The 22,920-nt window shown below is 68.9% G+C and carries 27 protein-coding genes and 1 tRNA gene; 14 read left to right on the forward strand and 14 right to left on the reverse strand.

Annotated elements, in window-relative coordinates; translation table 11 throughout:
* Positions 1 to 20: 20 nt before the first annotated feature.
* The 7 genes from ACYVIO_RS01160 (at position 21) to ACYVIO_RS01190 (ending at position 4,907) form a co-directional block, all read left to right on the forward strand.
* On the forward strand, positions 21 to 173 hold the full coding sequence (locus ACYVIO_RS01160; RefSeq protein WP_460648737.1) for a hypothetical protein: 153 nt from the start codon (positions 21 to 23) through the stop codon (positions 171 to 173).
* Between the two features lie 48 nt (positions 174 to 221).
* The gene (locus ACYVIO_RS01165) at positions 222 to 545 is read left to right on the forward strand and encodes a hypothetical protein (RefSeq protein ID WP_460648738.1); all 324 of its coding nucleotides are present in this window, start codon (positions 222 to 224) and stop codon (positions 543 to 545) included.
* On the forward strand, positions 542 to 889 hold the full coding sequence (locus ACYVIO_RS01170) for a hypothetical protein (RefSeq protein WP_460648739.1): 348 nt from the start codon (positions 542 to 544) through the stop codon (positions 887 to 889). The genes ACYVIO_RS01165 and ACYVIO_RS01170 overlap by 4 nt, the downstream gene beginning before the upstream one ends.
* Before the next feature lie 174 nt (positions 890 to 1,063).
* Positions 1,064 to 1,540 (forward strand): DUF2742 domain-containing protein, encoded by a 477-nt coding sequence (locus ACYVIO_RS01175; RefSeq protein WP_460648740.1) that lies wholly within the window; start codon positions 1,064 to 1,066, stop codon positions 1,538 to 1,540.
* Between the two features lie 137 nt (positions 1,541 to 1,677).
* Positions 1,678 to 3,201, forward strand: coding sequence for a YfjI family protein (locus tag ACYVIO_RS01180; RefSeq protein WP_460648741.1), 1,524 nt, complete (start codon positions 1,678 to 1,680; stop codon positions 3,199 to 3,201).
* Positions 3,202 to 3,270: 69 nt separating this feature from the next.
* Complete coding sequence (locus tag ACYVIO_RS01185) at positions 3,271 to 3,471, forward strand: helix-turn-helix transcriptional regulator (RefSeq protein ID WP_460648742.1); 201 nt, start codon at positions 3,271 to 3,273, stop codon at positions 3,469 to 3,471.
* Positions 3,468 to 4,907, forward strand: coding sequence for a tyrosine-type recombinase/integrase (locus tag ACYVIO_RS01190; RefSeq protein WP_460648743.1), 1,440 nt, complete (start codon positions 3,468 to 3,470; stop codon positions 4,905 to 4,907). The genes ACYVIO_RS01185 and ACYVIO_RS01190 overlap by 4 nt, the downstream gene beginning before the upstream one ends.
* A gap of 121 nt (positions 4,908 to 5,028) precedes the next feature.
* On the opposite strand, the gene ACYVIO_RS01195 is transcribed toward ACYVIO_RS01190, so the two are convergent.
* Positions 5,029 to 5,111 (reverse strand) — tRNA-Tyr (locus ACYVIO_RS01195).
* 98 nt (positions 5,112 to 5,209) lie between these two features.
* On the opposite strand from ACYVIO_RS01195, the gene ACYVIO_RS01200 reads away from it, so the two are divergent.
* Together ACYVIO_RS01200 and ACYVIO_RS01205 are read left to right on the forward strand one after the other, a co-directional pair.
* On the forward strand, positions 5,210 to 5,701 hold the full coding sequence (locus ACYVIO_RS01200) for a YajQ family cyclic di-GMP-binding protein (protein WP_460648744.1): 492 nt from the start codon (positions 5,210 to 5,212) through the stop codon (positions 5,699 to 5,701).
* Positions 5,702 to 5,766: 65 nt separating this feature from the next.
* Positions 5,767 to 6,831: a phosphotransferase enzyme family protein gene (locus ACYVIO_RS01205; RefSeq protein WP_460648745.1), complete on the forward strand. Its 1,065-nt coding sequence runs from the start codon at positions 5,767 to 5,769 to the stop codon at positions 6,829 to 6,831.
* Here ACYVIO_RS01205 and ACYVIO_RS01210 read toward each other — a convergent pair.
* Together ACYVIO_RS01210 and ACYVIO_RS01215 are read right to left on the reverse strand one after the other, a co-directional pair.
* Positions 6,730 to 7,452: a hypothetical protein gene (locus ACYVIO_RS01210; RefSeq protein ID WP_460648746.1), complete on the reverse strand. Its 723-nt coding sequence runs from the start codon at positions 7,450 to 7,452 to the stop codon at positions 6,730 to 6,732. The genes ACYVIO_RS01205 and ACYVIO_RS01210 overlap by 102 nt on opposite strands.
* 10 nt (positions 7,453 to 7,462) lie before the next feature.
* Positions 7,463 to 8,248 carry a helix-turn-helix domain-containing protein gene (locus ACYVIO_RS01215; protein WP_460648747.1) on the reverse strand — a complete coding sequence of 262 codons (786 nt, stop codon included), beginning with the start codon at positions 8,246 to 8,248 and terminating at the stop codon, positions 7,463 to 7,465.
* A 111-nt stretch (positions 8,249 to 8,359) separates the two neighbouring features.
* Here ACYVIO_RS01215 and ACYVIO_RS01220 point away from each other — a divergent pair, with 111 nt between their 5' ends.
* Positions 8,360 to 9,220, forward strand: a complete 861-nt coding sequence (locus ACYVIO_RS01220) for a phytanoyl-CoA dioxygenase family protein (RefSeq protein WP_460648748.1) — start codon at positions 8,360 to 8,362, stop codon at positions 9,218 to 9,220.
* Positions 9,220 to 9,528 (forward strand): hypothetical protein, encoded by a 309-nt coding sequence (locus tag ACYVIO_RS01225; RefSeq protein ID WP_460648749.1) that lies wholly within the window; start codon positions 9,220 to 9,222, stop codon positions 9,526 to 9,528. Before ACYVIO_RS01220 ends, ACYVIO_RS01225 begins: the two co-directional genes overlap by 1 nt.
* Here ACYVIO_RS01225 and ACYVIO_RS01230 read toward each other — a convergent pair.
* The 3 genes from ACYVIO_RS01230 to ACYVIO_RS01240 form a co-directional block, all read right to left on the reverse strand.
* On the reverse strand, positions 9,518 to 10,831 hold the full coding sequence (locus ACYVIO_RS01230) for a hypothetical protein (protein WP_460648750.1): 1,314 nt from the start codon (positions 10,829 to 10,831) through the stop codon (positions 9,518 to 9,520). The two genes, ACYVIO_RS01225 and ACYVIO_RS01230, sit on opposite strands and share 11 nt — an antisense overlap.
* A gap of 9 nt (positions 10,832 to 10,840) precedes the next feature.
* Complete coding sequence (locus tag ACYVIO_RS01235) at positions 10,841 to 11,938, reverse strand: glycoside hydrolase family 172 protein (protein ID WP_460648751.1); 1,098 nt, start codon at positions 11,936 to 11,938, stop codon at positions 10,841 to 10,843.
* A 132-nt stretch (positions 11,939 to 12,070) separates the two neighbouring features.
* A complete protein-coding gene (locus ACYVIO_RS01240) occupies positions 12,071 to 13,090 on the reverse strand; it encodes a lactonase family protein (protein WP_460648752.1) in 1,020 nt (339 codons plus the stop codon).
* A 193-nt stretch (positions 13,091 to 13,283) separates the two neighbouring features.
* Here ACYVIO_RS01240 and ACYVIO_RS01245 point away from each other — a divergent pair, with 193 nt between their 5' ends.
* Positions 13,284 to 14,159 carry an arylamine N-acetyltransferase family protein gene (locus ACYVIO_RS01245; RefSeq protein ID WP_460648753.1) on the forward strand — a complete coding sequence of 292 codons (876 nt, stop codon included), beginning with the start codon at positions 13,284 to 13,286 and terminating at the stop codon, positions 14,157 to 14,159.
* On the opposite strand, the gene ACYVIO_RS01250 is transcribed toward ACYVIO_RS01245, so the two are convergent.
* From ACYVIO_RS01250 to ACYVIO_RS01260, 3 genes are read right to left on the reverse strand one after another with little or no spacing between them, the layout of a single operon-like run.
* Complete coding sequence (locus ACYVIO_RS01250) at positions 14,156 to 15,100, reverse strand: aminoglycoside 6-adenylyltransferase (RefSeq protein ID WP_460648754.1); 945 nt, start codon at positions 15,098 to 15,100, stop codon at positions 14,156 to 14,158. The two genes, ACYVIO_RS01245 and ACYVIO_RS01250, sit on opposite strands and share 4 nt — an antisense overlap.
* Complete coding sequence (locus ACYVIO_RS01255; protein WP_460648755.1) at positions 15,097 to 15,612, reverse strand: GNAT family N-acetyltransferase; 516 nt, start codon at positions 15,610 to 15,612, stop codon at positions 15,097 to 15,099. The genes ACYVIO_RS01250 and ACYVIO_RS01255 overlap by 4 nt, the downstream gene beginning before the upstream one ends.
* Positions 15,609 to 15,989, reverse strand: coding sequence for a hypothetical protein (locus tag ACYVIO_RS01260; RefSeq protein WP_460648756.1), 381 nt, complete (start codon positions 15,987 to 15,989; stop codon positions 15,609 to 15,611). The genes ACYVIO_RS01255 and ACYVIO_RS01260 overlap by 4 nt, the downstream gene beginning before the upstream one ends.
* A gap of 69 nt (positions 15,990 to 16,058) precedes the next feature.
* On the opposite strand from ACYVIO_RS01260, the gene ACYVIO_RS01265 reads away from it, so the two are divergent.
* Both ACYVIO_RS01265 and ACYVIO_RS01270 read left to right on the forward strand, forming a co-directional pair.
* Complete coding sequence (locus tag ACYVIO_RS01265; protein ID WP_460648757.1) at positions 16,059 to 16,571, forward strand: helix-turn-helix domain-containing protein; 513 nt, start codon at positions 16,059 to 16,061, stop codon at positions 16,569 to 16,571.
* A gap of 10 nt (positions 16,572 to 16,581) precedes the next feature.
* Complete coding sequence (locus ACYVIO_RS01270; RefSeq protein WP_460648758.1) at positions 16,582 to 17,196, forward strand: hypothetical protein; 615 nt, start codon at positions 16,582 to 16,584, stop codon at positions 17,194 to 17,196.
* Between the two features lie 13 nt (positions 17,197 to 17,209).
* Here the strand turns inward: ACYVIO_RS01270 and ACYVIO_RS01275 are convergent, their stop codons facing one another.
* Genes ACYVIO_RS01275 through ACYVIO_RS01295 form a run of 5 tightly spaced genes read right to left on the reverse strand, consistent with a single transcriptional unit; the run spans position 17,210 to position 22,788 of the window.
* Positions 17,210 to 18,661 carry an NADH-quinone oxidoreductase subunit N gene (locus ACYVIO_RS01275; RefSeq protein ID WP_460648759.1) on the reverse strand — a complete coding sequence of 484 codons (1,452 nt, stop codon included), beginning with the start codon at positions 18,659 to 18,661 and terminating at the stop codon, positions 17,210 to 17,212.
* Positions 18,658 to 20,217 (reverse strand): complex I subunit 4 family protein, encoded by a 1,560-nt coding sequence (locus ACYVIO_RS01280; RefSeq protein ID WP_460648760.1) that lies wholly within the window; start codon positions 20,215 to 20,217, stop codon positions 18,658 to 18,660. The genes ACYVIO_RS01275 and ACYVIO_RS01280 overlap by 4 nt, the downstream gene beginning before the upstream one ends.
* Positions 20,214 to 21,977 carry an NADH-quinone oxidoreductase subunit 5 family protein gene (locus ACYVIO_RS01285; RefSeq protein WP_460648761.1) on the reverse strand — a complete coding sequence of 588 codons (1,764 nt, stop codon included), beginning with the start codon at positions 21,975 to 21,977 and terminating at the stop codon, positions 20,214 to 20,216. Before ACYVIO_RS01285 ends, ACYVIO_RS01280 begins: the two co-directional genes overlap by 4 nt.
* Complete coding sequence (gene nuoK, locus ACYVIO_RS01290) at positions 21,974 to 22,288, reverse strand: NADH-quinone oxidoreductase subunit NuoK (RefSeq protein WP_460648762.1); 315 nt, start codon at positions 22,286 to 22,288, stop codon at positions 21,974 to 21,976. The genes ACYVIO_RS01285 and nuoK overlap by 4 nt, the downstream gene beginning before the upstream one ends.
* On the reverse strand, positions 22,288 to 22,788 hold the full coding sequence (locus ACYVIO_RS01295; RefSeq protein WP_460648763.1) for an NADH-quinone oxidoreductase subunit J family protein: 501 nt from the start codon (positions 22,786 to 22,788) through the stop codon (positions 22,288 to 22,290). The genes nuoK and ACYVIO_RS01295 overlap by 1 nt, the downstream gene beginning before the upstream one ends.
* Positions 22,789 to 22,920: the final 132 nt, after the last annotated feature.

Below are 22,920 nucleotides of genomic sequence, written 5' to 3' on the forward strand. Positions count from 1 at the left end.
ACAGAACAGGACCTACCGCAATGGCTAAGCCCAACACCCCGTTCTGCCCCTGCTGCAGCATGCGCCACTCCAACCCGGGCAGCTCCGGAGCGCACTGCACCTGGTGCATCAACCACCCCAAGGCCAACCCGCGAAAGGCCAGCAAGCCGACCAAGCGCAACCGGATCTGGTGACCGCCACCCGACGACCGCTGAACCGCTGACTGCAAGGAGAAACCAGCCATGAACACCCCCACCACCCAGCCGCACGTGGTGACCATCTGCGGGTCCACCCGCTTCCGTGACCAGATCGCCGCCGCGAACCGTGAGCTGACCCTGGCCGGGAACATCGTGCTCGCGCCCGGCGTGTTCGCCCACGCCGGCGACGCGGTGACCGCCGACGACAAACAGCGCCTCGACGCACTGCACCTGACCAAGATCGACCTGGCCTGCTGGGTCCTGATCGTCAACCCCGGCGGCTACATCGGCACATCCACCCGCCGCGAGATCGAGCACGCCCACCGCACTGGCAAGCCCGTGCACTACCTCCACGAGGCCGCCGCATGACCGGCGTCGGCGCGGCGACCTTCGACCCGTTCCGTCCGCCGATGATCGGCGCTGCGACCTGGCAGACCGTGCTGTCCGGTGCGGGATGGCGCTGCGAGTGCACCGGCCGGTGCGGCAAGCCCCATCGCAAGACCGAAGGCCGCTGCGGGATCGTCCACGGTGTCGCGCACCGGCTCGCCGCCGTCCCCGCTGACCCCACGGTCACTCTGACCGCCGCCGTCACCACCGCCGCACTGGTGGCGCTGTGCGCGGGCTGCGAGACCGCCACCCGGCGCGCCGCGATCAACGCCCAGACCGCCACCGACCCCGACCAGCTCGACCTGTTCGGCGACCAGGCCGCCTAGCACGCCGACCTCCTGACACAACTGACAAAACCGACACAACCCCCGCCGGGAGGGCCGCGCACCTCCTGACAGAACCGACAGAACCCCCAGTTGTGTCAGTTCTGTCAGTTGTGTCAGGCCCTCCCGGCACCCAGCACCAAGCCAGTACGCGACGCGAGCGAAGGAGTCCGACCGATGTTGCCCCCACGCTTCACCCCCACCGAACCGGCCCTCACCCACGAGCGCACGTCATGGGCGAAGACGATGGTTGCCCACATCAACGACCGGCCCCGCTACGGCAGTCCTGCGTGGGCGCGGTTGGACGACACCGACCCTCGCAAGCTCGCCGCCGCAATCGTCGCGGCCGAGTGCTGGGCCACCGCGCGCGACGACCTGCCCTCGCAGCTCGCGGCCGAGCTGGACGCCCACCGCGCGGCCGAGCAGACCGCGTGGGAGCAGTGGCGAAGCGACCACGCCGGCGAGCACGCCGCGTTGGCCCGGCGGATGGTCCGCAGCCTGCTCGACCCGTCGATGCGCGAGCTCGGGCGACGGCTGTCGATGACCGAGGCGCAACGGGTCGCGGAAGCCCGCAAACCACGTCCCGGCGACTACCAGCCCCACCCGACCACCAACGCCCCGCAGAACGCCGCACAGGAGGGCCAAGCCGCATGAGCGCCGCTGAACTCCCCGACTGGCTGCCCCCGATCACCGAGCCGCCCGAAGACGACCCCTGGACCCCCGAACCGGCGGCACCGGTACAGCTCCACCGACCCGGAAAAACTCAGCACACACCTAGGCATCACGATCAGATGGCGTCGGTGGCCGAGGCCGGCGGACTGGTCTGGGACGGTGCGCCGGTGCCCCTGCGCACCGACCGGTTGCTGCGCCCATTCCCGGTCGAGGTGTTCCCCGGCTGGCTGGCCGACCAGGTGACCGCGGTGGCCGAGGCGACCCAGACCCCGATGGACCTGGCCGCGTCGGTAGCGCTGGCGTGCTTGTCCACCGCCGCCGGCGGCCGGGTCCTGGTCAAGGTCGACAGATCGTGGACCGAGCAGGTCAACCTGTACACGGTGACCGCGCTGCCGCCCGGCTCGCGCAAGTCGCCTGTGTTCCGGGCAATGACCTCTCCGCTGTCGTCCGCCGAAGACGCCCTGCGCGAGCTGGTTGCAGAGCAGCGGGTCGAGGCCGAGCTGGCGTCGCGGGTCGCGTGGGCACGCGCCGAACAGCTCGCCAAGAAGGCCGAGACCGCACAGGCCAACCCGACCGAGGCACTGGCCGACGCCACCGCCGCCGCGAAGGAAGCCACCGGCATCGTCGTACCGGAGCTGCCCCGGCTGATGACCGACGACGTCACACCGGAATCCTGCATCTCGCTGCTCGCCGCCCACGGCGGCCGGATGGCGGTCCTGTCGGCCGAGGGCGACGTGTTCGCCACCCTCACCGGCACCCGCTATTCCGCCGCGCCCAACCTCGGGGTGTTCCTCAAGGGCCACGCCGGCGACAAGCTCCAGGTGGACCGCAAGGGCCGCCCGGCCGAGACCATCGAGCGCCCCGCACTGACCCTCGGAGTCACCACCCAACCCGGCACCTTGGCCGGCCTCGCGGCGATGCCCGGATTCCGCGACCGGGGCGTCCTGGCACGCATCCTGTACAGCCTCCCGGCCAACACCGTCGGCTCGCGCAACAACCAGGCCGAACCGGTCTCCGAAGCCGTGGAGACCACCTACGCCGACGCGCTGCGGACGCTCGTCCTGGTGCTCGCTGGTGACCAGTACAGCAACCCCGACGACGGCCCGCGCCAGCTGGAGCTGACGCCTGACGCCCGACGGGTCCTGCTCGAGTTCCAGGACTGGCTGGAGCCCCGACTCGACCCGCGCACCGGGCAGCTCGCGCCCATCACCGACTGGGCCTCCAAGCTCGCCGGCGCGACCGTCCGCCTCGCCGCACTCCTGCACGTCGCGCACACCTTCCACCACGGCTACGCCCAGCCCATCACCGACGAAACCATGCGCGCCGCCGAAGCCGTCGGCCGCTACTACCTCGACCACGCCCTCGCCGTCTACGACCTCATGGGCCACTCCGACCCCGACCTCGACGACGCCCGCACCGTCCTGGACTGGATCCGCAAACGCGACCTCGACACCTTCACCCGCCGCGACGCCCTACGCGGCCTCCAAGGCAACCGATTCGCCACCGCCAAAGACCTCGACCCCGCACTCACCCTGCTCACCGAACACGGCCACATCCGCCCCCGACTGACCCAGACCACCAGCAAAGGAGGCCGCCCCAGCACGACCTACGAAGTCCACCCCGCCATCCACACCACCCCCTGACCAGGCACCGGTTTTGTCAGTTTTGTCAGTTCTGTCAGGCCACATCTCAACTCCGAAGGAGCCACCTGCGTGACGACGGCAACCCCGATACAGCGGGCACACCTGACGATCGCCGACGTGTGTTCCGAGCTGGGCGTAGCCCGCTCGACTTTCTACGACTGGCGGGCCGCCAAGAAGGCTCCCCGCTGCTTCAAGCTTCCTAACGGTGAGCTGCGAGTCCGTCGTACCGACCTCGACAACTGGCTCGATTCTTTGCAGGAGGCAGCGTGAACAGCGGCCACAAGATGGACCTCACCTACGACGTGCGCTTTCACAAGATGGAGGTCTACAAGGGAAAGACCAAGACCACCTACCGCCCTCGCTGGGTCGTCGCCGGCGAGCGATTCGGAGAGAGCTTCACTCACAAGAAGCTCGCCGAATCGTTCGAAGCCTCACTGCTCGCGGCAGCCCGGGAAGGCGTCCCGTTCGACAAGAAGAGCGGGCTGCCCGCACCGATGGCGAGGAAGCTGTACAGCCGGACGTGGTTCCAGCACGCCTGCCAGTACGTGGACGTCAAGTGGCCGCACGTTTCCCCTGGCCACCGACGCGGAATCTCCGAGACCCTGACGCAGGCAACCTTCGCCTTGCTCACTGACCAACGGAATCGCCCCTCCGATGCGCAGATCCGCAAGGCTCTCCACGGTTGGGCCTTCAGCAAAGCCGCACGCGACGGCCAGTCGCTCGATCATGCCAAGCCGCCCGCTGCCATCGCGAGCACGATTGACTGGTTGATGACCGGCACGCTGGAACTGTCGAAGTTCGAGGACGCCGAGATTGTGCGGAACGTCCTCGACAAACTGGCCATTCGCCAGAACGGCAAGGCGGCGGCACCGAGCACAATCACCCGACGCCGGGCCACTCTGCACGGCGCGTTGCGGTACGCCGTAGAACTGAAGCTGCTCCAGACGCATCCATTCGACACGGTCAGTTGGAAGGCACCACAGCACGACGAAAAGGTCGATCCCCGCGTGCTGGCGAATCCGGAACAAGTCCGTTCCCTGCTGGCGGCAGTCCGGGAGATTTACCCGTCACTGGAGGCGTACTACGGCTGCATGTACCTCGCGGCGATGCGTCCAGCAGAAGTTCGCCACCTCGCAGAATCACACCTCTTGAGCCTGCCCGAGGAAGGCTGGGGCGAAATGTTGCTCGACGGTTCGACACAACAGACCGGTCAGACCTGGAGCGACACCGGAGAGGTCCGGGAAGAACGGCCGCTGAAGCACCGAGCCGAGAACAGCACGCGGCGCGTGCCTATCTGCCCCGAGCTGGTTGCCCTGCTGAGGCGACACCTCGAAGTCCATGGGTCCGGCCCGGGTGGTCGCTTGTTCGTGACCCGCGTCGGTCGCTTCGGACGCGTCCCTCCGAAGGCGTACTGCAACCCAGTGCATCCGAACACGCTCTCGCGCACCTGGGCGAAGGCTCGCAAGAAGGCGCTGACCGAACAACAGTTCCTCTCACCACTAGCTCGCAGGCCGTACGACCTTCGTCACGCCGGCGTGAGCCTGCAACTGAACGCCGGCGTTCCCGCGACGCTGGTGGCGCAATGGGCCGGACACAGCGTGAAGGTCCTGCTGGACGTTTACGCCGGATGCATCGACGGTCAGGAGGAAGCTGCGCGCCGGCGGATCGAGGCAGCCCTCGCGACGCTGCCCGCGGTGGCCGCCTGAGAGTTTGGGACGCATTCGGGACGGACGGCCGTAGATCCCCAATGACGGCCGGTGACGGCCGGACACAGCGAAAGAGCCCCTGGCCTGCGTTTCCGCAGGTCAGGGGCTCTTTTCAGCCCTGTGGCAGGTGCAGGGTTCGAACCTGCGTAGGCATAAGCCGACAGATTTACAGTCTGCTCCCTTTGGCCGCTCGGGCAACCTGCCAGGGTGATGCCGGTTCGTGAACCGGCGTGAGAGACGATACAACAGACAGTGCCCCTGACAGCAAATCGTAAAGACAGCAACTCGGAAGGGAAGTGCCCATGGCTTCGGAGTCCTCCTTCGACATCGTGAACAAGGTCGACCAGCAGGAGGTGGACAACGCCGTGAACCAGGCGGCGAAGGAGATCAGCCAGCGGTTCGACTTCAAGAACGTCGACGCGGGGATCAAGCTGTCCGGCGAGGCGATCGACCTGCAGGCCAACACCGAGGAGCGCTGCAACGCCGTCCTCGACGTGCTCAAGGACAAGCTGGTCAAGCGGCAGATCTCGCTCAAGGGTCTGGAGGCCGAGGACCCGAAGCTGAGCGGCAAGATCTACAAGATCAACGCCACGATCAGCGCGGGGATCACCCAGGAGAACGCGAAGAAGCTGTCCAAGCTGATCCGCGACGAGGGCCCGAAGGGCGTCAAGGCGCAGATCCAGGGCGACGAGCTACGGGTCTCCAGCAAGAGCCGCGACGACCTGCAGACGGTCCAGTCGCTGATCAAGGGCCAGGAGCTCGACTTCGCGGTGCAGTTCGTCAACTACCGCTGACCGCCGCGGGAGACGCCCGGCCAATTCGCTCGCCGAACCGCCCTTGGCCGGGCATCCTGAGCGCCGTGAACACACCGGCGCTGCAGCACTGGCTGCTCGAGGACCACGGACTCGATGTGGCCGAACTCACTCGCGTGCATGGGGGTGCGGACCTGGCGGCCGCTGTGTGGAGGGTCGAGGCAGGCTCAGCCGCGGTCGGGGCCGGGGTGGATGGTTGCCGTGGCGGCCTTCGCTCGTACGCCGTCAAGTGGTCTGGCGGCGGGACCGATGCCGGGCCGCTGGTGACGGCGGAGCTGGCGGCTGCGGGAGTCCCTGGCGTTGCCGGACCGGTGCGGACTCGGGCGGGTGGGTTGTGGAGTGTGCGCGACGGGCGGCGGTTGACGGTGATGCCGTGGGTCGACGGGCGGCAGGCGTCCGGAAGCGGGCTCAGCGACGCGGAGTGGACGGCGTACGGCGTACTGCTAAAGCGCGTGCACGCGACCGAGCCGTCGGATGAGCTGCGGCGAGTGCTGCCGCGGTTGAATCCGGTGAACGCTCGGATGCCGGGGCTGCTGCGGGAGCTGGATGCGCGGCTGACCCAGCAGCCGCCGGCCGACGATGTCGAGGCTGACCTGGGCGCGCTCTGGAGGCAGCACCGGGACGCAATCCTCGGGCTGCTGGAGCCGGTCGACGAGCCGCACGGCGCAGCGGTGATCTGCCACGCCGACCCGCACCTCGGCAACGTGATCGTCGGCGCGGACGGCGTCCACCTGATCGACTGGGACGACGCCGTACTGGCGCCCCGCGAGCAGGATCTGATGTTCCTCCTCGGCGGCATGGGCACCCTCGGCCCGACCGCGACCCAGCAGCTCGACGCGTTCTTCACCGGGTACGGCGAGGTCGCCGTGCACCAGCGCAATCTCCACCACTACCGCCACGCCAGAGCCCAGGAAGACATCGCCCTCTGGGCCGAGCAAGTCATCACCGGCCCCGACCGCGAGGGCTCCTTGAGCATCCTCCGCGGCGTACTAGGCCGTGACGGACTGCTGCTACGCGTGACGGACCCAGATGTTGGGTTCGGTGTAGGTGCCGACGCCGTTGGTGATGGTGAGGGTGGAGAGGCCGGCGGGGATGGTGTAGTTGCCGTCTGAGGGGAGGGCCATGCCGGTCCACTTCTCCCAGTCGGCGACTGTGCCGGTGATGGTTTGGGAGGCGGGGGCCGGGGCGAGGATCGTCGCGCCGAGGCGGACGTGGGTGCGGAGCCACGGGTCCAGCGGGAGACCGTCGTCGCGGGTCCAGGTGAGGTACGTCGCGATGTCGGTAAGGGGGTAGCGGGTTTTGAGGGTGGGGCGGAGGGGCGCGATCACCTGGGTGAGGCCGGCGGCGACGGCTCGGTCGCGGACGGCGGTGATGAGCGCGGCGGCTGTGCCTTGGCCTTGCTGGTCGGCTCGGACCGCGGCGGCCATCAGGACGAAGGTGTTGGGTTCGATGCCTTGCTCGTACGACGTGACGCTGCGGGCCAGGGCGTCGGTGTAGCCGCCGGGGAGGTCGGGGACGTATCCGTCCCAGGCGAGAGGGACGCCCCAGCAGCCTGCGATCAGACGACGGTGGGGAGAGACGAAGTAGAACTCCCACTGCGGGAAGAACCGGGACCGGCGGTCGTTGTACTGCTTGGCCAAGGCGTCGTGGAAGATGAACTCCGGCCAGCCTTCGGCGAAGACGGTCGAAGCCTCCTCGTCGAACTCAGGGGCGTCGGCGACCGGAATCAGCATGACGCCGAGGCTAGGACGTACCGCCGCCGGCGACCACTGCATTTCGGACCGCCCGCGGTGAGCCGCCGAGCTCGCGGTGGCAGGCCTTGTTGAAGGCCTGCAGGTCGGGGATGCCGACCGAGGCGGCGACGGCCGGGATCGACAGGGTCGATGCAACCAGGAGGTGCCGGGCGCGGGTCAGCCGGCGGCGGCGCAGGTACGCGATCACCGTCGTACCGGTTTCGGCGTGGAAGAGCCGGGTGAGGTGGTTGTGCGAGACCCCGGCCGCGCGCGCTAGCTCGGGGACCGTCAGAGGTCGAGCGAGATTGGCTTCGATGTAGGCGATCGCCGTCGCGACCGCCGGATGGGTGCCGCGCTCGGAGTCCGCACCGGCGGACAGCTCAGCGATGCGCCAGAGCGCGGTCCACACCTCCGCGACCACGCGCGCGGAGCCGGTCGGCGACGCCTCCAGCGCCGAGCGCAGCAGGTCGGCGAGCACCGGCGCGGCGGCGCCCGCGTCCTGGACTTCAGGCACGTACGACGGCTCGCCGCCGGACCGCGGACGGAAGTGCACGTACAGGTGCTCCGAGCGCCCGCGGTAGTCGAACTGCACCTCTGCCCCGGCCGGCGTCAGGCTGACGAAACCGGGCGCCACTGCGTACGTCGTACCGTCCAGCGTCAGGTCGGCCGAGTAGCTGTAGAGGTGCAGCTGCCACAGGTCCGGGAGCCGGAACACGTCGCGGCGCCGGTGGACGCCGTGCACGCCCGCGCCGACGTTGACGACCTCCGGCGGTTGAGCCAAGGCTAACCGAAGCATGGTGAGAAATTACCACCAGTGGTGATTCAGGCCGACGCGAAAACAGGAGAAACCTTCTTAACCTGGACGAGTAGGAACCACCAAGGACCAGTCGCCCCGAGAGGGAGAGACATGCCCCACCCGCATCGCAAGAACCTGCTCACCTCGGTTCAAATGGCTCATTTCGTCGCCACCGGCGCGTTCCGGATGGACGCCGTCGTCCCGGACGAGATGAACCAGCAGGCCCTCGACGTACTCCAGGCCGGCGTCCCCGGCGTCCCGTACGGCACTCCGCTCTCGGAGGCCTTCACGAGCAGCGAGTTCGTGGAGCGGCTGGTGCAGCTGCCCGAGATCGCCGGCGCGATCCACAGCCTGGTCGGCCCGGAGCCGACCGTCGACCACCACGCCGTGCACATCCGCAAGGCCAACGAGGGCGAGGCGCAGAACCTCCACGGTGACGCGATCATCGACGTCCGCGAGGACGCCTTCGACGTGCAGCTGATGTACTACCCGCAGGAAGTGACGCTCGAGATGGGCGGCACACTCAGTGTGCCCGGCAGCCACCTGCGCCGGACCAACGAGTCCGACACCGGCCGCTACCAGAACCTGGCCGGCCAGACCCGGCTGACCTGCCCGGCCGGCACCGTCGTCTTCCTGCACCACGGCATCTGGCACGGCGGCCGCAAGAACGACAGCGCGATCGACCGCTACATGTTCAAGATCCGCTTCAACCCGACCGTTCGCCAGGTCCGGCTGTGGGATCTCGAGGACCTGTACGACGAGCAGGTCGCGGCCGAGCTCAAGCAGACGTTCCCCTGGTACGAGAACGCGACCGGCCGGCTGGAGATCTACAACCGGGTCAAGCTCTGGCAGGCGCTGACCGGCGACGACACCTTCGACCCGGACTACTGGGTCACCCGCGTCTCGAACCGCCCGCAGCGCGTGATCTCCCAGCGCAGCATGAACCCGCACGCCGCGAAGAAGGATGCCTGATGACGACGACTGCCCCTGACACCACCGCAGCCGGTACGACGGTGCGCCAGCAGGTCCTGGTGCTCTACCTGGCCTCGTCCGCGCTCGACGCGCGCACGGTCGGCTGGTCGACGTACGACGGCACCGGCGCGACCTCGCCGACGACCGGCGACAGCGACGTCCCGCCGTACGCGACGGGCCTCGACGCGCTGAAGGACGGCTGGCGCCTGTTCCAGGCCGCGCAGCTGCTGCCGCCGCAGCACGGTCACGAGTACGACGTGTCGTTCCTCAAGCACGAGTTCTTCTTCGAGAAGCTCGTCACGGTCTGACCCAGCTCGACTCGAGTTGGTGCAGAGCCAGTGTCTGCACCTGCAGCGGGCCGTCGGTGACGAGTTCGATCTCGTCGCCGGCGGCTTCGCTGTCGAAGTCGACGTTCAGGCAGATGTAGGAGAGGCCGGAGAAGATCGCGAGCTGACCCCGGTCGACGAGGAGCCGCAGGGTGAGGGTTCCATCGGGGGCGACCGGTACGTCGTAGCCGTCGAGCTGTCCTGCTTGGACGTCGTAGACGAGGTCGTGGCCGCGGAGACGGAGAGTGAACGTCCGGGCCTGGGAGGCGGCGAGATCGAAGGTCGCCTCCAGTTCGAAGGTCCGGCCCGACCCGAGCAATGTGTTGCCTGGAGCAAACAATGTCGGGCCCCAGGCAACTGTTGACTCGCGCAAGGAGCTGAGTTCCTCGACGGGCTCACTGAGCAGGCGCGGACCCTCCGGGGTCTGCACGAGGCGTTGCTGCACCGGGAAGCTCGCGTTACCGGTCCAGACCGAACCCTTGTTGCGCCCCTGCCAGCCCATCGTGACGACACGGCCGTCGGGCAGGTTCTCGAACGACTGCGCCGCGTAATAGTCACCGGCCGCGGGACCCGGGTTGCGGGTGATCGTCTGCGCCTCGGTCCAGGGCGTACTGAAGGTGCGGCCGTCGAACTCCCCGACGACGTACGAACCGCGCGCGTCGCGCAGCACCCACATGGTCTCGCCGTCCAGCTCCATCGGGGTGAAGTCCGGGCACTCGAAGAACCAGTCGGCGACGTACCGGCCGGTCCTCTCCCACACAAGCAGATCGGGCGAGACGAACACGTCGACACCGTTGCCCTCAGCATCGGACCAGACGACCATCGCCCAGGTCGCCGTCGGTGCATGCCAGACCACCTTCGGGTCGCGGCTCTCGCGCCCGCTCGGCTGCGCGATCACGCGGCCGTCGTCGTACGGCGTGAAGGTGTAACCGCCGTCGAGGCTGTAGAACATCCGCACGCCCTGGGTCCCGGAGAAGACCAGGATCGGGTCCTCGTCGCCGTCCTTGAGCCCCGAGGTGTTGCCCAGGTCAACCACTCCCCCGCCGGACCACAGGTCGCCGGGATGAGTCGCCGGCTCGAGCGCGTTCGCCTGCTGGGTCCAGTGCACGAGGTCGGGACTCGTCGCGTGCCCCCAGTGCATCGTGTCCCAGACCAGGCTGTCGGGCGCGTGCTGGAAGTAGAAGTGGTACGTACCGCGGTAGTGCAGCAAGCCGTTCGGGTCGTTCATCCAGCCGGCGCGGGGACTGAAGTGGACCTGACCGCGGTTCGGTTCGTCGTACGGCATGGAGGCTCCTCAGCGGGGACGGCGGTGGGCGCGGGGCGGGAGGGAAACCACAGAGTTTTCGCCGGTCGCCTGGTACCAGTAGGCGACCGTCGAGATGTCGTCGCTGCGTTCGAAGTGCCCGTGGTCCCAGGCGCCGATCTGCTGCAGCGTGACCTTGAGGCGATCGCGGAAGATGATCGGATCGGGCAGGTGCCAGCGGTACATCCCGTGCGACTGCAGCGTGCTGGTCAGGAAGGGCGAGGCCCCGGTCGTGTCCGTCGCCGAGTAGAACGGATAGCCGCAGTACGGCGCACTGAACGTCAGCGCGACCGGCGGCGGATCCACGCGCAGCGCGTCCTGGAAGGCCCATGCGCCGCCGGCGTAGTCCTCGAGCCCGGTGCTGCACTGCGACGGGTAGTCAGTGTCGTCGTCGAGGTAGAACTTCACCTCGCCCTCACCCCACCAGTACCGCTCCAGCGCGGTGAGGCCGATGTACGTGCCGACGTAGTTGCCGCTGCCAACGATCCCGTCGAGGATCACGTGGTCCTCGGCGAGAGCGGTCGAGGCGTTGCTGCGGCGCCACTGGGCGTGAAACGTCGCCGTGTCCTCGGGCAGCTCGTCGTCGACGGTGTAGTCGAGTTGGTAGTAGATGCCGTCGACCTGGCCGGGGTGTTCGTTGGTGAGCTCGATGCGGGCGTGCTGCCGGAAGGGCATCGGGAAGTAGCAGTTCATGCCGCCGGTCGGGGCGACGACGATCGGGACCGAGGTCACGAGCGCGCGCTGGCCGAAGCCGTTGCAGAAGAAGTCGCCGAGCGGGACCTCGACAGCGGGCGCCTCGTCGTCGTCCCAGAAGATGCGAAGGACGAGGTCACGCAGGACCCAAGGGCCGGCTGCGGTCTTGTCAGGGACGGTCATCCAGATGTGGCGGATGGTGCCGGGGCCGTCGATGTCGGCGAGCGTCGCGGTCTCGCCTGGCTCCAGCGAGATCGCCGGCCGGCCTTTGCGGGAGGGGCCGAGTGCCGACGCCGTCATCGCCGCCCGGCCGGGCGCTCCGGTCGGGTTCTCGGCGTTGATCGAGCGGCTCCGGCTACGGCCGGGCGCTCGGGTCAGGGCTGTCCAGTCGGTCACGGCGTCCTCCTTGCGGCGGCAGACGGCCGACGGTAGGCGGACCGCGGTCGGCCGGCGGGCGGTAGGCCGCCGTGCGGGTCGCCGACGGCCGCCGACGGCCGGGCCGCCGGTGGCGGCGGCCCGGCGTACGGGTCAGACGGGCAGGATGCAGACCGGTTTCGGCCAGGACAGCGGCGTCCCCGTTGCGGTGAGGGCGCCGCTGGACTGGTCGATCTCGAACACCGCGACGGCGTCGGAGCGCTCGTTCGCGGCGTACAGGCGGGTGAAATCGTTGCTGAAGGCAAGGTGTCGGGGCCAGTCGCCGCCGGAGCTGATGGTCTGGATCAGCTCGACGCCGAGACCGTCGGCTTCGGTCGCGAAGACGGCGATCGTGTTGTCGCCGCGGTTCGAGCCGTACAGGTAGCGGCCGTCCGGGCTGATCAGCAGTTCGGCCGGGAAGTTCTCGCCCGCGGCGCCGTCCGGCCGGGTCGACACGGTCTGCGTGACAGCGAGCTTGCCGTCAGCGTAGCTGGCGACGGTGAGCGTCGAGTCGAGCTCGTTGATCACGTACGCCGCGCCGCCGGCCGGGTGGAACACGAGGTGCCGCGGTCCCGCGCCCGGGTGGACCTTGAGCTGGCTGACGTCTTCGAGGCGGCCGTCCGCGGTCAGGATGTTGACGTAGACGGTGTCCGAGCCGAGGTCGACGTCGAACGCGTACGCGCCGGCCGGGTCGAACGCGACCTGGTGGGCGTGCGGGCCCTCCTGGCGCTCGGCGTTCGGGCCTGTGCCCTCGCGCTGCAGGATCTGCGTCGCCGTACCGAGTGAACCGTCGGCGGCGATCGGGTGGATCGCGACGTTGCCGGAGCTGTAGTTGGCGCTCAGCAGGTAGTTGCCGGAGGGGTCGATCGTGAGGTGGCACGGGTGCGCGCCCTCGGTCGGCTGGTCGTTCAGGAACTCCAGCGAACCGTCGCCGCCGACCGCGAACGCGCTGACGCGACCGGTGTCCTGCTCGTTGGTCGCGTACAGGAACCGCCCGTCGGCCGACCTGGTCAGGAACGACGGGTCCGCCGTCTCGACCGCGACTACCAGCTCCTCGACGGTCCCGAACCCGATCCCGGTCCCGCCACCGTCCTGGCTGGTGTAGCTGCCCACATAGATCCGCTCCGAAGTCATGCCCCTACCCTGCCAGGTCAACCACTTGAAGGCACCCGCTGTCCCAGCATGCAACGCGCCGGGACCGTGAACACCAAGCGGGGAGCTCGGACAACCTATGAGGTGTTCAAGGTGCCCGTTTGGTGTTCACGGTCCCCGGGGTTGGCGCGTAAAGGCCCGGCCGTTGGGCTGCGTTCGGTCGTACGCTCGGCTCATGACGAGCTTGGAGTTCCTGCGGCGGATTGGGTTGGAGGGGGCTCCGGCGGGGCCTAGCGTGGAGGGGTTGTTCGCGCTGCAGCGGGCGTTTGTGGTGTCGGTGCCGTACGAGTCGGTTCAGTACCAGCTCGGGCGGGGTGGGCCGCTGGATCAGCGGGCTGTGGTCGAGCGGATGATCGCGCGGGAAGCGGGTGGTTACTGCTTTCAGATGAACGGTGCGCTGGCCTGGTTGCTCGAGGAGCTCGGGTATCGGGTGACCATGCATCGCGGTGGGGTGCAGACGCGGACGATGCCGGAGCCGCGGGTCGACAGCACGCATCTGGTGCTGACTGTCGACGGCCTGCCTGAGGACCCGGAGCGCGTCTGGTTGGTTGATGCTGGGCTCGGGGACGGGTTCTTGGAGCCTATGCCGCTTGAGGTGGGGACGAGTCGGCAGGCGCCGTACACCTTCGACCTCGGCCCGTCGTCGATCACCGATGGCTGGCGGCTCGAGCACGACGCGCGGAGTGTGATTGCGGGGATGGATTTCGAGGCCGCTCCTGCCGTCATCGGCGACTTCGCCGAGCAGCACGCCTACCTGTCGACCGCGCCCGGCTCACCGTTCCTCCGCGTGGCGTCGGCCTTCCTGCGCCGGCCCGAGAGCGTGCTCGCCCTTCGCTCCATCGAGCTCGCTGAGACCTCCGCCGATCGCATCGACACCACGCTGATGGAAACACCTGCCGAGTACTACGAGCTGCTGGCGGACGTGTTCCACCTTCCCCTCCACCACCTCGACAAGGCCGACCGGGACCAGCTCTGGCGCCGGGTCGTCGAGCAGTACGAGTCCTACCAAGCCCGCCTCGCCGCAGCCGGTGAACAGCCCGCGCAGGCTTAACCCGCGCTGCCCGCGCTGCCCGCTCCGCCCGCAAAGACCGACGCCAGGCGACGCCGTACGGCGGTTGCGAACTCGTCGGGCCAGGGGACCTCCGTACGCCGGCAGAGGTCCTGCGCCAACGGGACGAAGGCGTCGAGGCAGGACCGTTGGAAGTCGATCGCGGACTCGCGCGTCGCGGCGATCGGGGGCAGGGCCTCTAACGTGCGGTAGTGCTCGGGGTCGAGCAGCGTCGACAGGTGCAGGGCGCCGCCGCGGTCTTCCACCTCGACCGACTCGACCATCAGCTGGATCAGCATCGTGCGCATCAGCGTCGACCCCGACGCGGCGACGACGTAGTCCTCCCGTCCCAGCGCGACCGGCAGCAACGCGGCGACCCGGAGGAACTCGGGCACGACCTTCGCGACGACATCGGCCGACGGGCTGGTCACCGCGCCCTCGGTGGGCAGGGTGTCGTCGAGCCCGTCGTGGTCGAAGACGAGCTTCGCTGTACGGCGTGAGCGGCCGCGCAGTACGTCGGGTGGACCGACGAGCAGGTCGAAGCGGAGCCAGTCGTCGCCGACGATGTGGTTGACCACGAGCGTCGGGCCGAAGTCGAGGACCTGGTGGTAGACCAACGGCATCGCCTGCCGAACGGCGGTGAGCCAGGCGTCGAGGAACGCGCCCGCGGGCGACCCGCCGTCGTTGACGACCGCCACGAGATCCAGGTCGCTGAACGCGTCGGCCGTGCCGCGCGCCGTACTGCCGGTGATCCACAGCCCGCGAACCCGCTGGTCCCGCCGAAGCTGCTCGGTGACCCAGCCGAGCAGGTCCATACGGCGAACACGGGGGAATTGGCCCGCGGCCTGACCGCGGTACGGCGGTACGACTGGACGATCCTCGCCGACCAGATCGTCGTAGTTGCTGCCCGAGGTGGATGGCCGCGCTGCGTCGTCGCGGTTCATCGCGTCAGGTCTTTGCCGTACAGCGCGGCGTCCGGGGTGAGGTTGGGGAGGAGGACCTGCCAGCCCTTGCGGCGGTAGAGCCTCGGGGCGGGGCGGTCGTCGGCGTACGTGCTGAGGAGGGCCTTTCGATGCGGCAGGTCCGCCATCAGCGCGTCGTGGAGCTCGGCGCCCAGGCCCTGGCGCTGGGCTGACGCGGCGACGGCCAGTTCGACGAACTCGAAGTGCCCGCCGACCCACTCGTCGGCGATCTCGGGCGCGACCTCGGCGATGCGGTCGGGCCACCACTGGCCGCGGTCGCCGGTGAACCCGTACGCGAACCCGGTGACCACACCCGCCGACCGGGTGACGACGAGCTTGAAGCCCGGCCGGGTGGCGTGGGTCGGCAGTTGCTCGGCGGCGAACTGGTCGGCCTTCTCGGCGGGCTCGTCGTACCCGGGCGCGCCGAAGGCGGACAGGTACACCTCGCGTAGCTCGTCAGCGACCGCCAAGGCAGCGGTCGGGTCGAGAGTCATTCCACGAGGTTAGTGGGGACCAGCTCAGCGGCCAGGGCCTCGGCGTTGGGAGTGCTGACCAGTACGACGTCGTAGCCGGTCAGGTCGGCACCTTCCGGGGTGAGGGTGAGGCGGACGGCCGGGCGGTTGCGGCGGACGCTGACGAAGTGGCGTACGCCGGTGCCGAGGCCCCACCGGCCGACCTTGAGGACGCCGGTGACGACGAGGCCGGAGCGGCCGCCGGGGGTCGCGGTCCAGCGGGTCGGCTGGTTGACGACGCCGACCGTCGCGATCGCGTCGACCGGGATCGCCAGCCGTGGGCGGCCGGCGGCGAAGAACCGCTCCCACCAACTCAGGCCTACGGTCACCGTGGTGTCGTTCGCACGTACTGTCGCCATGTCAGGTCCTCCGCTCCTAGACTATTTCCATTACTGGGAATATTACCAAGATTGGAATCGAAAGACCAGATGACCTCTCTTGTCGACCTGCTGCACCACCCGTTGCGGTGGCGGATCACGCAGTTGCTGATCGGCCGGTCGCTGACCACTCGCGAGCTGGCCGAGCTGCTGCCCGACGTCGCGACGACGACGCTGTACCGGCAAGTCGGCGTACTGGTGAAGGCCGGCGTGCTGATGGTTTCCGACGAGCACCAGGTGCGCGGTGCGATCGAGCGGACCTACACGCTGAACGCGCAGGCCGGCGATTCCGACAACGACGGGGTCGACCACGACAAGCTGCGCACGATGTTCACCGTGTTCGTCGCGGGCATCGGCGGGCACCTCGACCAGTACCTCGCCCGCCCCGAGATCGACCCGATGGGCGACGGCGTCAGCTTCCGGCAGACCGCGCTGAACCTGTCGGACGAGGAGTTCACCGAGTTCCTCACGGCGTACGGCGAACTGCTCAGCCGGTACGCCGGGAAGCCCGACGCCGCGGATCGCAGGCGCCGGATGCTCTCCACGCTCGTCGTCCCGGACTAGGGTCTCGTGGGTGATCACTGACCAGCAGCGGCGTGACCGCGGACTCCGGACGGTCGCCGAGATCCTCGAACTGGCCGAGAGCGGGACCGTGGTGCTCGACCCGTACTCGGTGCTGGTCGGCGCCCGTGTTGTCCTGGGCAAGGAAAACGTTCTGTATCCCGGGGTCGTGATCGAGTGCGCCGAGGACGGCGTGTGCGTGCTGGGTGATCGGAACACGTTGCTGCCGGGGACCTTCGTCTCCGTCGGGCCCGGCGGATCTGTTGCTATTGGCAATGATGCGAGGATCGGTGAGGGCGGCGCCCGGATCGTTGCTGCCGGCGATGAGGTGACGATCGGGAACGGTGCGAGGTTGAGCAGCGGCGCGCTGGTGGTCGCCCCTGCCGAGCTCGGGGACGGCTGTCAGATCCTCGGGCAGATCACCGCGCAGGACGTCGTGCTGGCCGGAGGCACCGATTACACCCACCCGGATCCCGATCACCGAGGCGCGGTCCTCAAGGGCTTCGGCAAGGCGCAGGGTGTGCAGCTAGGCGTCGGTGAGGTCGTCAACGGCGCCGGCAACTTCGACGACGCCCCGGTCGAGCGCCAACGTCATTACCACCCGAACGCACCCCACCTGAGCGAGTAAGCGGAGCCGCAGCTCAGTTGAGCAGCGCGAACAATGTTGCCGGCAGCACCGAGAACACCACGGCGACCGCCGTACAGGCAGTGATGACCGTGACAGCAGAGTTCTCGATGTTGACCGAGAACGGGGTGTCCTCCGGCGTCCGGAAGAGCTCGGCGACCCAGCGCAGATAAACGGCCAGGCCGATCATCACGTTGACGGCCATCACGATCGCCAGCCACGGCAGGTGGGAGTCGATGACGGACTGGAACGCCGCGAGCTTGGTGAACAAACCGGCCAGGCCCGGCGGGAGGCCGGCGAGGACGACCAGGAAGAAGACCAGCGCGGCGGCCAGCCCCGGCTCGGAGCGGAGCATCCCCTGGTAGTCGGTCAGCAGACCGCCGGGGCGGTGACGCTGGACCACGGCGACGGCGCCGAAGGCTCCCAGGGTGACGACGACGTACGCCGCCAAGTACGCGACAACAGCCTGGGCGTCGCCGACGGCGAGCGGCGCGAGCAGGAAGCCGACCTGGCCGATCGACGACCACGCGAGCAGGGGTACGGCGTAGCGCTGGCGCAGGGCGGCGACGTTGCCGACGGTCATCGTGACGGCCGCGAGGATCCCCAGGGCGAGGCGGAGGTCGACGCCGCTCGGTGCGATGCCGTAGATGACCAGCACCAGAAGACCAGCAACGCCGGCCGACTTGGAGACGACGGCGAGGAACGCCGCGACCTCGACCGGCGCACCGGCGTACGTGTCGGGAAGCCAACCGTGGAACGGCACCGCGGCGATCTTGAAGGCGAAGCCGACGACCACGAACAGCACCGCCACGAAGGCGACCCGGCGCAGGTCCCCGTCGAGTCCGGGGACCCGCGAGGCGAGGGTCTGCAGATAGAGAGTGCCAGTCACGCCGTACAGGTACGAGATGCCGAAGAGCATCACGGCCGTCGACAGGACCGAGACGAAGAAGGCCTTCAGCGCACCCTCGGAGCCGCGGCGATCCCGCCGCAGCGCGACCATCGCGAAGCTCGGCAGCGAGACGACCTCGAGCGCGATCACCATCGTTGCGAGGTCGCGCGCACCGGCGAGCACAGTCGCGCCGACCAGCGCACTCAGCAGGAGGAAGTGGTACTCCCCCACCGGGATGTCGCGATCGAGCAACTGGTACGCCGAAAGCCAGACAACCCCGAGCCCGCCAAGCAGCAGCACCGCCCACAGCCCGGCCGTCAGCGGCTCGAAGACCAGGCTGCACTCGGCCGGCCCCTCGACCGCCGTACGGCAGAAGCCCGGGCGGAACTCGTTCTGCTGGGTCACCACGAAAGCCAACCCGAACAGGATCACCCCGCTGCTCACCAGCGAAAGACTCAGATGCCGCCAGCGCGACGAGCCGGCACCCCAGAAGCTGTCGATCATCAGGACGGCGACGGCGCCGACCGCGAGGACCAGCGGGACGATGATCGCCTGCCAGTCGGTCCAGGTCATCGTCATAGGAACGTCCAGTGGTCGAGCAGCAGCCAGGGACAGAACCCGAGCACCACGGTCAGCACGACCAGCGGCGCCCAGGTCACGAGCTCGATCCGGCTCAGGTCGACGGCGAACGCAGTCGCCGGGTGCTCGGCCGGGTCACCCTGGCAGAGGTTGCGGATCAGGCGGAGGAAGTACGCCGCGGTCAGCACGGTCCCGAGTCCGGCGATCGCCATCATCACCAGGTACGTCGTACGCGGCAGGCCGTCAGCGGGTCGGTACGCGCCCATCAGCGCGAGCATCTCGCCCCAGAACCCAGCCAGCCCGGGCAGCCCGAGCGAGGCCAGGCAGGCGAACGTCAGCAGCGCGCTGATCCGCGGGAGCCGTGCGTACAGCGCCCGGCCGATCGCGCGCAGGTCGCTGGTGTCGTGCCGGTCCTTGATCGCGCCGGCCAGGAAGAACAGCAGGCCGGTGATCACGCCGTGCGCGATGTTCGCGAACAGGGCCCCGGCGACGCCCTCGGGCGACATCGTCGCGATGCCGAGCCCGATGAAGCCCATGTGCCCGACCGAGGAGTACGCGATCAGCCGCTTCACGTCGGTCTGCGCGAGGCAGGCCAGCGAGCCCGCGACGATCGCCATCGTGGAGAAGCCGGCCAGGTACGGCGCGATGGTCGCGGTCGCGTCGGGCAGGACGGGCAGCAGGATCCGGACCAGGCCGTAGCTGCCGAGCTTCAGCAGTACGCCGGCCAGCAGGACCGAGCCGACCGTCGGCGCCTTCGCGTGCGCGTCCGGGAGCCAGATGTGCAGCGGCCAGAGCGGCATCTTCACGGCCAGCCCGAGCGCGATCAGGATCGCCGCCGCCAGCGCCGTACCGTGTCCGCCCTTGACCGGGAACTCGCCGAGCAGCTCGAGGTCGAAGGTGCCGGAGCTGCGGTGGATCAGCAGGAAGCCGAGCAGCATGACGGCCGAGCCGAGCACGGTCATCAGCACGAACGTGGTCGCCGCGCGGCGCCGTCCGGCCGGGTCGTGGTGGTCGCCCCAGATGTCGATGATCAGCCACATCGGGATCAGGACGACCTCGAAGAACAGGAAGAACAGGATCAGGTCGGCGGCCGCGAAGGTGCCGATCACGCCGGTCTCGATCACCAGCAGCAGCGCGATCAGCGAGCGGGTGCGGCCGATGCGTGGGGTGATCCGCAGGGAGTAGATGCAGCAGAGGAAGACCAGGAGAGCGGTCAGCATGATCAGGGGCAGCGAGATGCTGTCGACGGCCAGGTGAAAGCGGACGTCAAGAGCAGGGATCCAGGTGAGATCTGTTTCGGCGAACGGAAAGAGCCGCCCGGGCATCGCGCTGGGCGGTGCGTCGGACAGTGCTGCGAGTCCCAGGGTGACCGGACCGGACGGCCGCGCGAAGCGGAGGTACTCGATCCACAGCACGACCGAGCCGACCAGGACCAGTCCCGAGATCACCGACCCGTACAGCGCCGCGATCCGGTCTCCGGTCGAGGACGGCAACGCCCACAGAGCAAGGGCCGCGAGCACCGGCAGCGAGAGGATGCTCAGCAGTACGCCGTTCACGCGCTGATCACCCCCGCCAGGATCGCCAGCGCGATCACGCCGGCGACCGCCAGGGTCAGATACGTCTGCACGTTGCCCGTCTGCAGCATCCGGAAGCCCTGCGACGCGAGCGTCCCCGCCCGCCCGATTCCGCGCACGTACCCACCGACGACATCCCGATCACCCAGGACGGCGAGCTTCGCGAACCACCGCACCGGCACGACCACAGCCTTCCCGTACGCCGCGTCGACGCCGAACTCCTTCTCCAGCACCACCGGCCGCGGGTCAGCGCCGCGCTGCCACAGCGAGTACGCCGGAAGCGCACCGAACACCGCCAGCGCGGTCGTCAGTCCGGCAACCGGCCAGCTCACATGCACCCCGTCGACGTACCCGAGTCCGATCGCGCCGATCGCCAGCAGCACCAGCGGCCCGAGCATCAACCACGACCCGTCCCGCAGCTTCGAGAAGTCGGGGTCCTCGACGTCGGCCATCGCGTCGTCGTCCTCGAACGCGCCGAGCGCCCCGGCCAGCGCGGGAGTCCGGAAGAAAGTCCACAGCCACAACCGCACGCAGTAGAACGCGGTCATCGCTGCGGTCAGGCAGACCGACACGAGCACGACCCAGCCGATCGTCGACCCGTCGCGCGCGTGGTGCCAGGCGGCCTCGACGACCGAGTCCTTCGAGAAGAACCCGGCGAACCCCGGTACGCCGGCGAGCGCCGCGAGCCCGATCGTCATGGTCACGAAGGTCACCGGCATCGCCTTGCGCAGCACACCGCGGCGCGTGTACCGCCGGAGTACGACGAACGCCGCGCTGCCGACCTGGTGCAGCAGCACCCCGGCGCAGAGGAACAGCAGTCCCTTGAACGCGGCATGCGTGACCAGGTGGAAGAGCGCGGCGTGCCGGCCGTCCGCCGTACCGAGGGAGAGCCCGGCGAACATGATCGCGAGCTGGCTGACCGTCGACCAGGCCAGCACCCGCTTCACCTCGACCGCGGCCATCGCGCAGAGCGCGGCGAACAGCATCGTCACGCAGGCGACCACGGCCAGGATCTTCAGCGTCGTCTCCGCCGCCACGAACACGTCGTACAGGCGGGCGATCAGGAAGACACCGGCGGCGACCATCGTCGCCGCGTGGATCAGGGCGCTGACCGGGCTCGGACCGGGCATCGCGTCCGGGAGCCAGGTCTGCAGCGGGACCTGCGCCGACTTGCCGACCACGCCGACGAGCAGCAGCACGGTCCCGGTGGTCAGCGCGGCCGGGGAGATCTGTGACCCGCTGAGCTCGGAGATCCGGAAGGTGCCGGCGCCGAGGCCGAGCACGAAGATGCCGAACAGGAACCCGACGTCGCCCAGCCGGGTGACCAGGAAGGCCTTCATCGCGCCGGCGCGGGCGTCGCGACGCTCCCAGTAGTGACCGATCAGGAGGTACGAGCACGCGCCCATCACCTCCCAGCCGATCAGCAGCAGGAAGAGGCTGTCGGAGATCACCACGGTGACCATCGCGGCGGTGAAGAGCGTGACGAGTGCCGTGTACGACGCGACGCGGTCGTGCAGGTAGCTGATCGAGTAGACCTGGACGCAGGTGGAGACCACGCCGACGACGGCCAGCAGCAGCACGGTCAGGTCGTCGGTGCGGAGATCGAAGGTCCAGTACGCCGAACCGGCGCCCGTGCCGGGGAACGACGTGACCTGCGGGTCCACGCCGTACAGCAGGATCGCGCTGAGGACCACGAGCAGCGAGAAGCCGACGCCGAGCACGCGCCAGGTCGTGGCGATCACTGGTCGACCTCTTTCAGATCCCGCGCCGCGTCCACGTCGACGTGCCCGTGGCCGCGGAACAGCAGCAGCACGATCGCCAGGCCGAGCCCGATCTCGGCCGCGGCGATGGTGATCACGAAGATCGCCAGCGTCTGCCCGGTGGCCAGGCCGTCGAGGCGCCAGGCGTCGAAGGCGACCAGGTTGAGGTTGACGGCGTTGAGCATCAGCTCGAACGACATCAGCACGGTGATCGCGTTGCGGCGCGCGAGCACGCCGTACACACCCAGGCAGAAGAGAACGACCGCGAGCAGCAGCGGGAGAACGAGCGGCATCAGTTCTCCTTCTTGCCCGAGCGCTGTGACAGCACGATCGCGCCGATCAGAGCAGCCAGGAGGAGAACGGAGAGGACCTCGAACGGCAGCACCCAGGTGCGGAACACCGCGTTCCCGATCGCTTCCGCCGATCCGTCGGGGACCGGCTTGATCTTCTCGTTGCCGAAAGCAACAACTACGCCGGCGCCGAGGACCACGGCCAGTACGCCGGCGACGACCGCGGCGAAAGGACTGCGGTGCGTGGTCAACGCCGGCAGCGGGTTGGTCGGAGCCTTGGTCAGCATCAACGCGAAGAGGACCAGTACGACGATCGCCCCGACGTACACGAGGATCTGCACCAGCGCGACCAGCTCGGCATGCAGCGCGCCGAAGCAGCCGGCGACGGCGCCCAGTGCGACGACGAGCCAGAGCGCGGCGTGCACGATCCGGCGCGAAGTGACGACCATGATGCTCGCGAACAGCGCCACCGCCCCCGCGATGGAGAAGAGCGCTGTGGTCACTCGTCGCTCCCCGGCTCGATCACCGGCTCGACGACACTCGGCCCCGGGTCGATCGGCTGCGGCGCGGGCACGGTCCACATCCAGTCGCGCAGCTTGTCCTTCTCGTGGGTCAGGTTGCGCAGCTCGGTCTCG

This window comes from Kribbella endophytica (genome assembly GCF_054781295.1).

Coding starts and splice junctions, on each gene's coding strand:
- ACYVIO_RS01160 (WP_460648737.1), top strand. CDS start 21: ATGGCTAAGCCCAACACCCCGTTCTGCCCCTGCTGCAGCATGCGCCAC.
- ACYVIO_RS01165 (WP_460648738.1), top strand. CDS start 222: ATGAACACCCCCACCACCCAGCCGCACGTGGTGACCATCTGCGGGTCC.
- ACYVIO_RS01170 (WP_460648739.1), top strand. CDS start 542: ATGACCGGCGTCGGCGCGGCGACCTTCGACCCGTTCCGTCCGCCGATG.
- ACYVIO_RS01175 (WP_460648740.1), top strand. CDS start 1,064: ATGTTGCCCCCACGCTTCACCCCCACCGAACCGGCCCTCACCCACGAG.
- ACYVIO_RS01180 (WP_460648741.1), top strand. CDS start 1,678: ATGGCGTCGGTGGCCGAGGCCGGCGGACTGGTCTGGGACGGTGCGCCG.
- ACYVIO_RS01200 (WP_460648744.1), top strand. CDS start 5,210: ATGGCTTCGGAGTCCTCCTTCGACATCGTGAACAAGGTCGACCAGCAG.
- ACYVIO_RS01210 (WP_460648746.1), bottom strand. CDS start 7,452: ATGCTGATTCCGGTCGCCGACGCCCCTGAGTTCGACGAGGAGGCTTCG.
- ACYVIO_RS01215 (WP_460648747.1), bottom strand. CDS start 8,248: ATGCTTCGGTTAGCCTTGGCTCAACCGCCGGAGGTCGTCAACGTCGGC.
- ACYVIO_RS01220 (WP_460648748.1), top strand. CDS start 8,360: ATGCCCCACCCGCATCGCAAGAACCTGCTCACCTCGGTTCAAATGGCT.
- ACYVIO_RS01225 (WP_460648749.1), top strand. CDS start 9,220: ATGACGACGACTGCCCCTGACACCACCGCAGCCGGTACGACGGTGCGC.
- ACYVIO_RS01230 (WP_460648750.1), bottom strand. CDS start 10,831: ATGCCGTACGACGAACCGAACCGCGGTCAGGTCCACTTCAGTCCCCGC.
- ACYVIO_RS01240 (WP_460648752.1), bottom strand. CDS start 13,090: ATGACTTCGGAGCGGATCTATGTGGGCAGCTACACCAGCCAGGACGGT.
- ACYVIO_RS01245 (WP_460648753.1), top strand. CDS start 13,284: ATGACGAGCTTGGAGTTCCTGCGGCGGATTGGGTTGGAGGGGGCTCCG.
- ACYVIO_RS01250 (WP_460648754.1), bottom strand. CDS start 15,100: ATGAACCGCGACGACGCAGCGCGGCCATCCACCTCGGGCAGCAACTAC.
- ACYVIO_RS01255 (WP_460648755.1), bottom strand. CDS start 15,612: ATGACTCTCGACCCGACCGCTGCCTTGGCGGTCGCTGACGAGCTACGC.
- ACYVIO_RS01260 (WP_460648756.1), bottom strand. CDS start 15,989: ATGGCGACAGTACGTGCGAACGACACCACGGTGACCGTAGGCCTGAGT.
- ACYVIO_RS01265 (WP_460648757.1), top strand. CDS start 16,059: ATGACCTCTCTTGTCGACCTGCTGCACCACCCGTTGCGGTGGCGGATC.
- ACYVIO_RS01275 (WP_460648759.1), bottom strand. CDS start 18,661: ATGACGATGACCTGGACCGACTGGCAGGCGATCATCGTCCCGCTGGTC.
- nuoK (WP_460648762.1), bottom strand. CDS start 22,288: ATGCCGCTCGTTCTCCCGCTGCTGCTCGCGGTCGTTCTCTTCTGCCTG.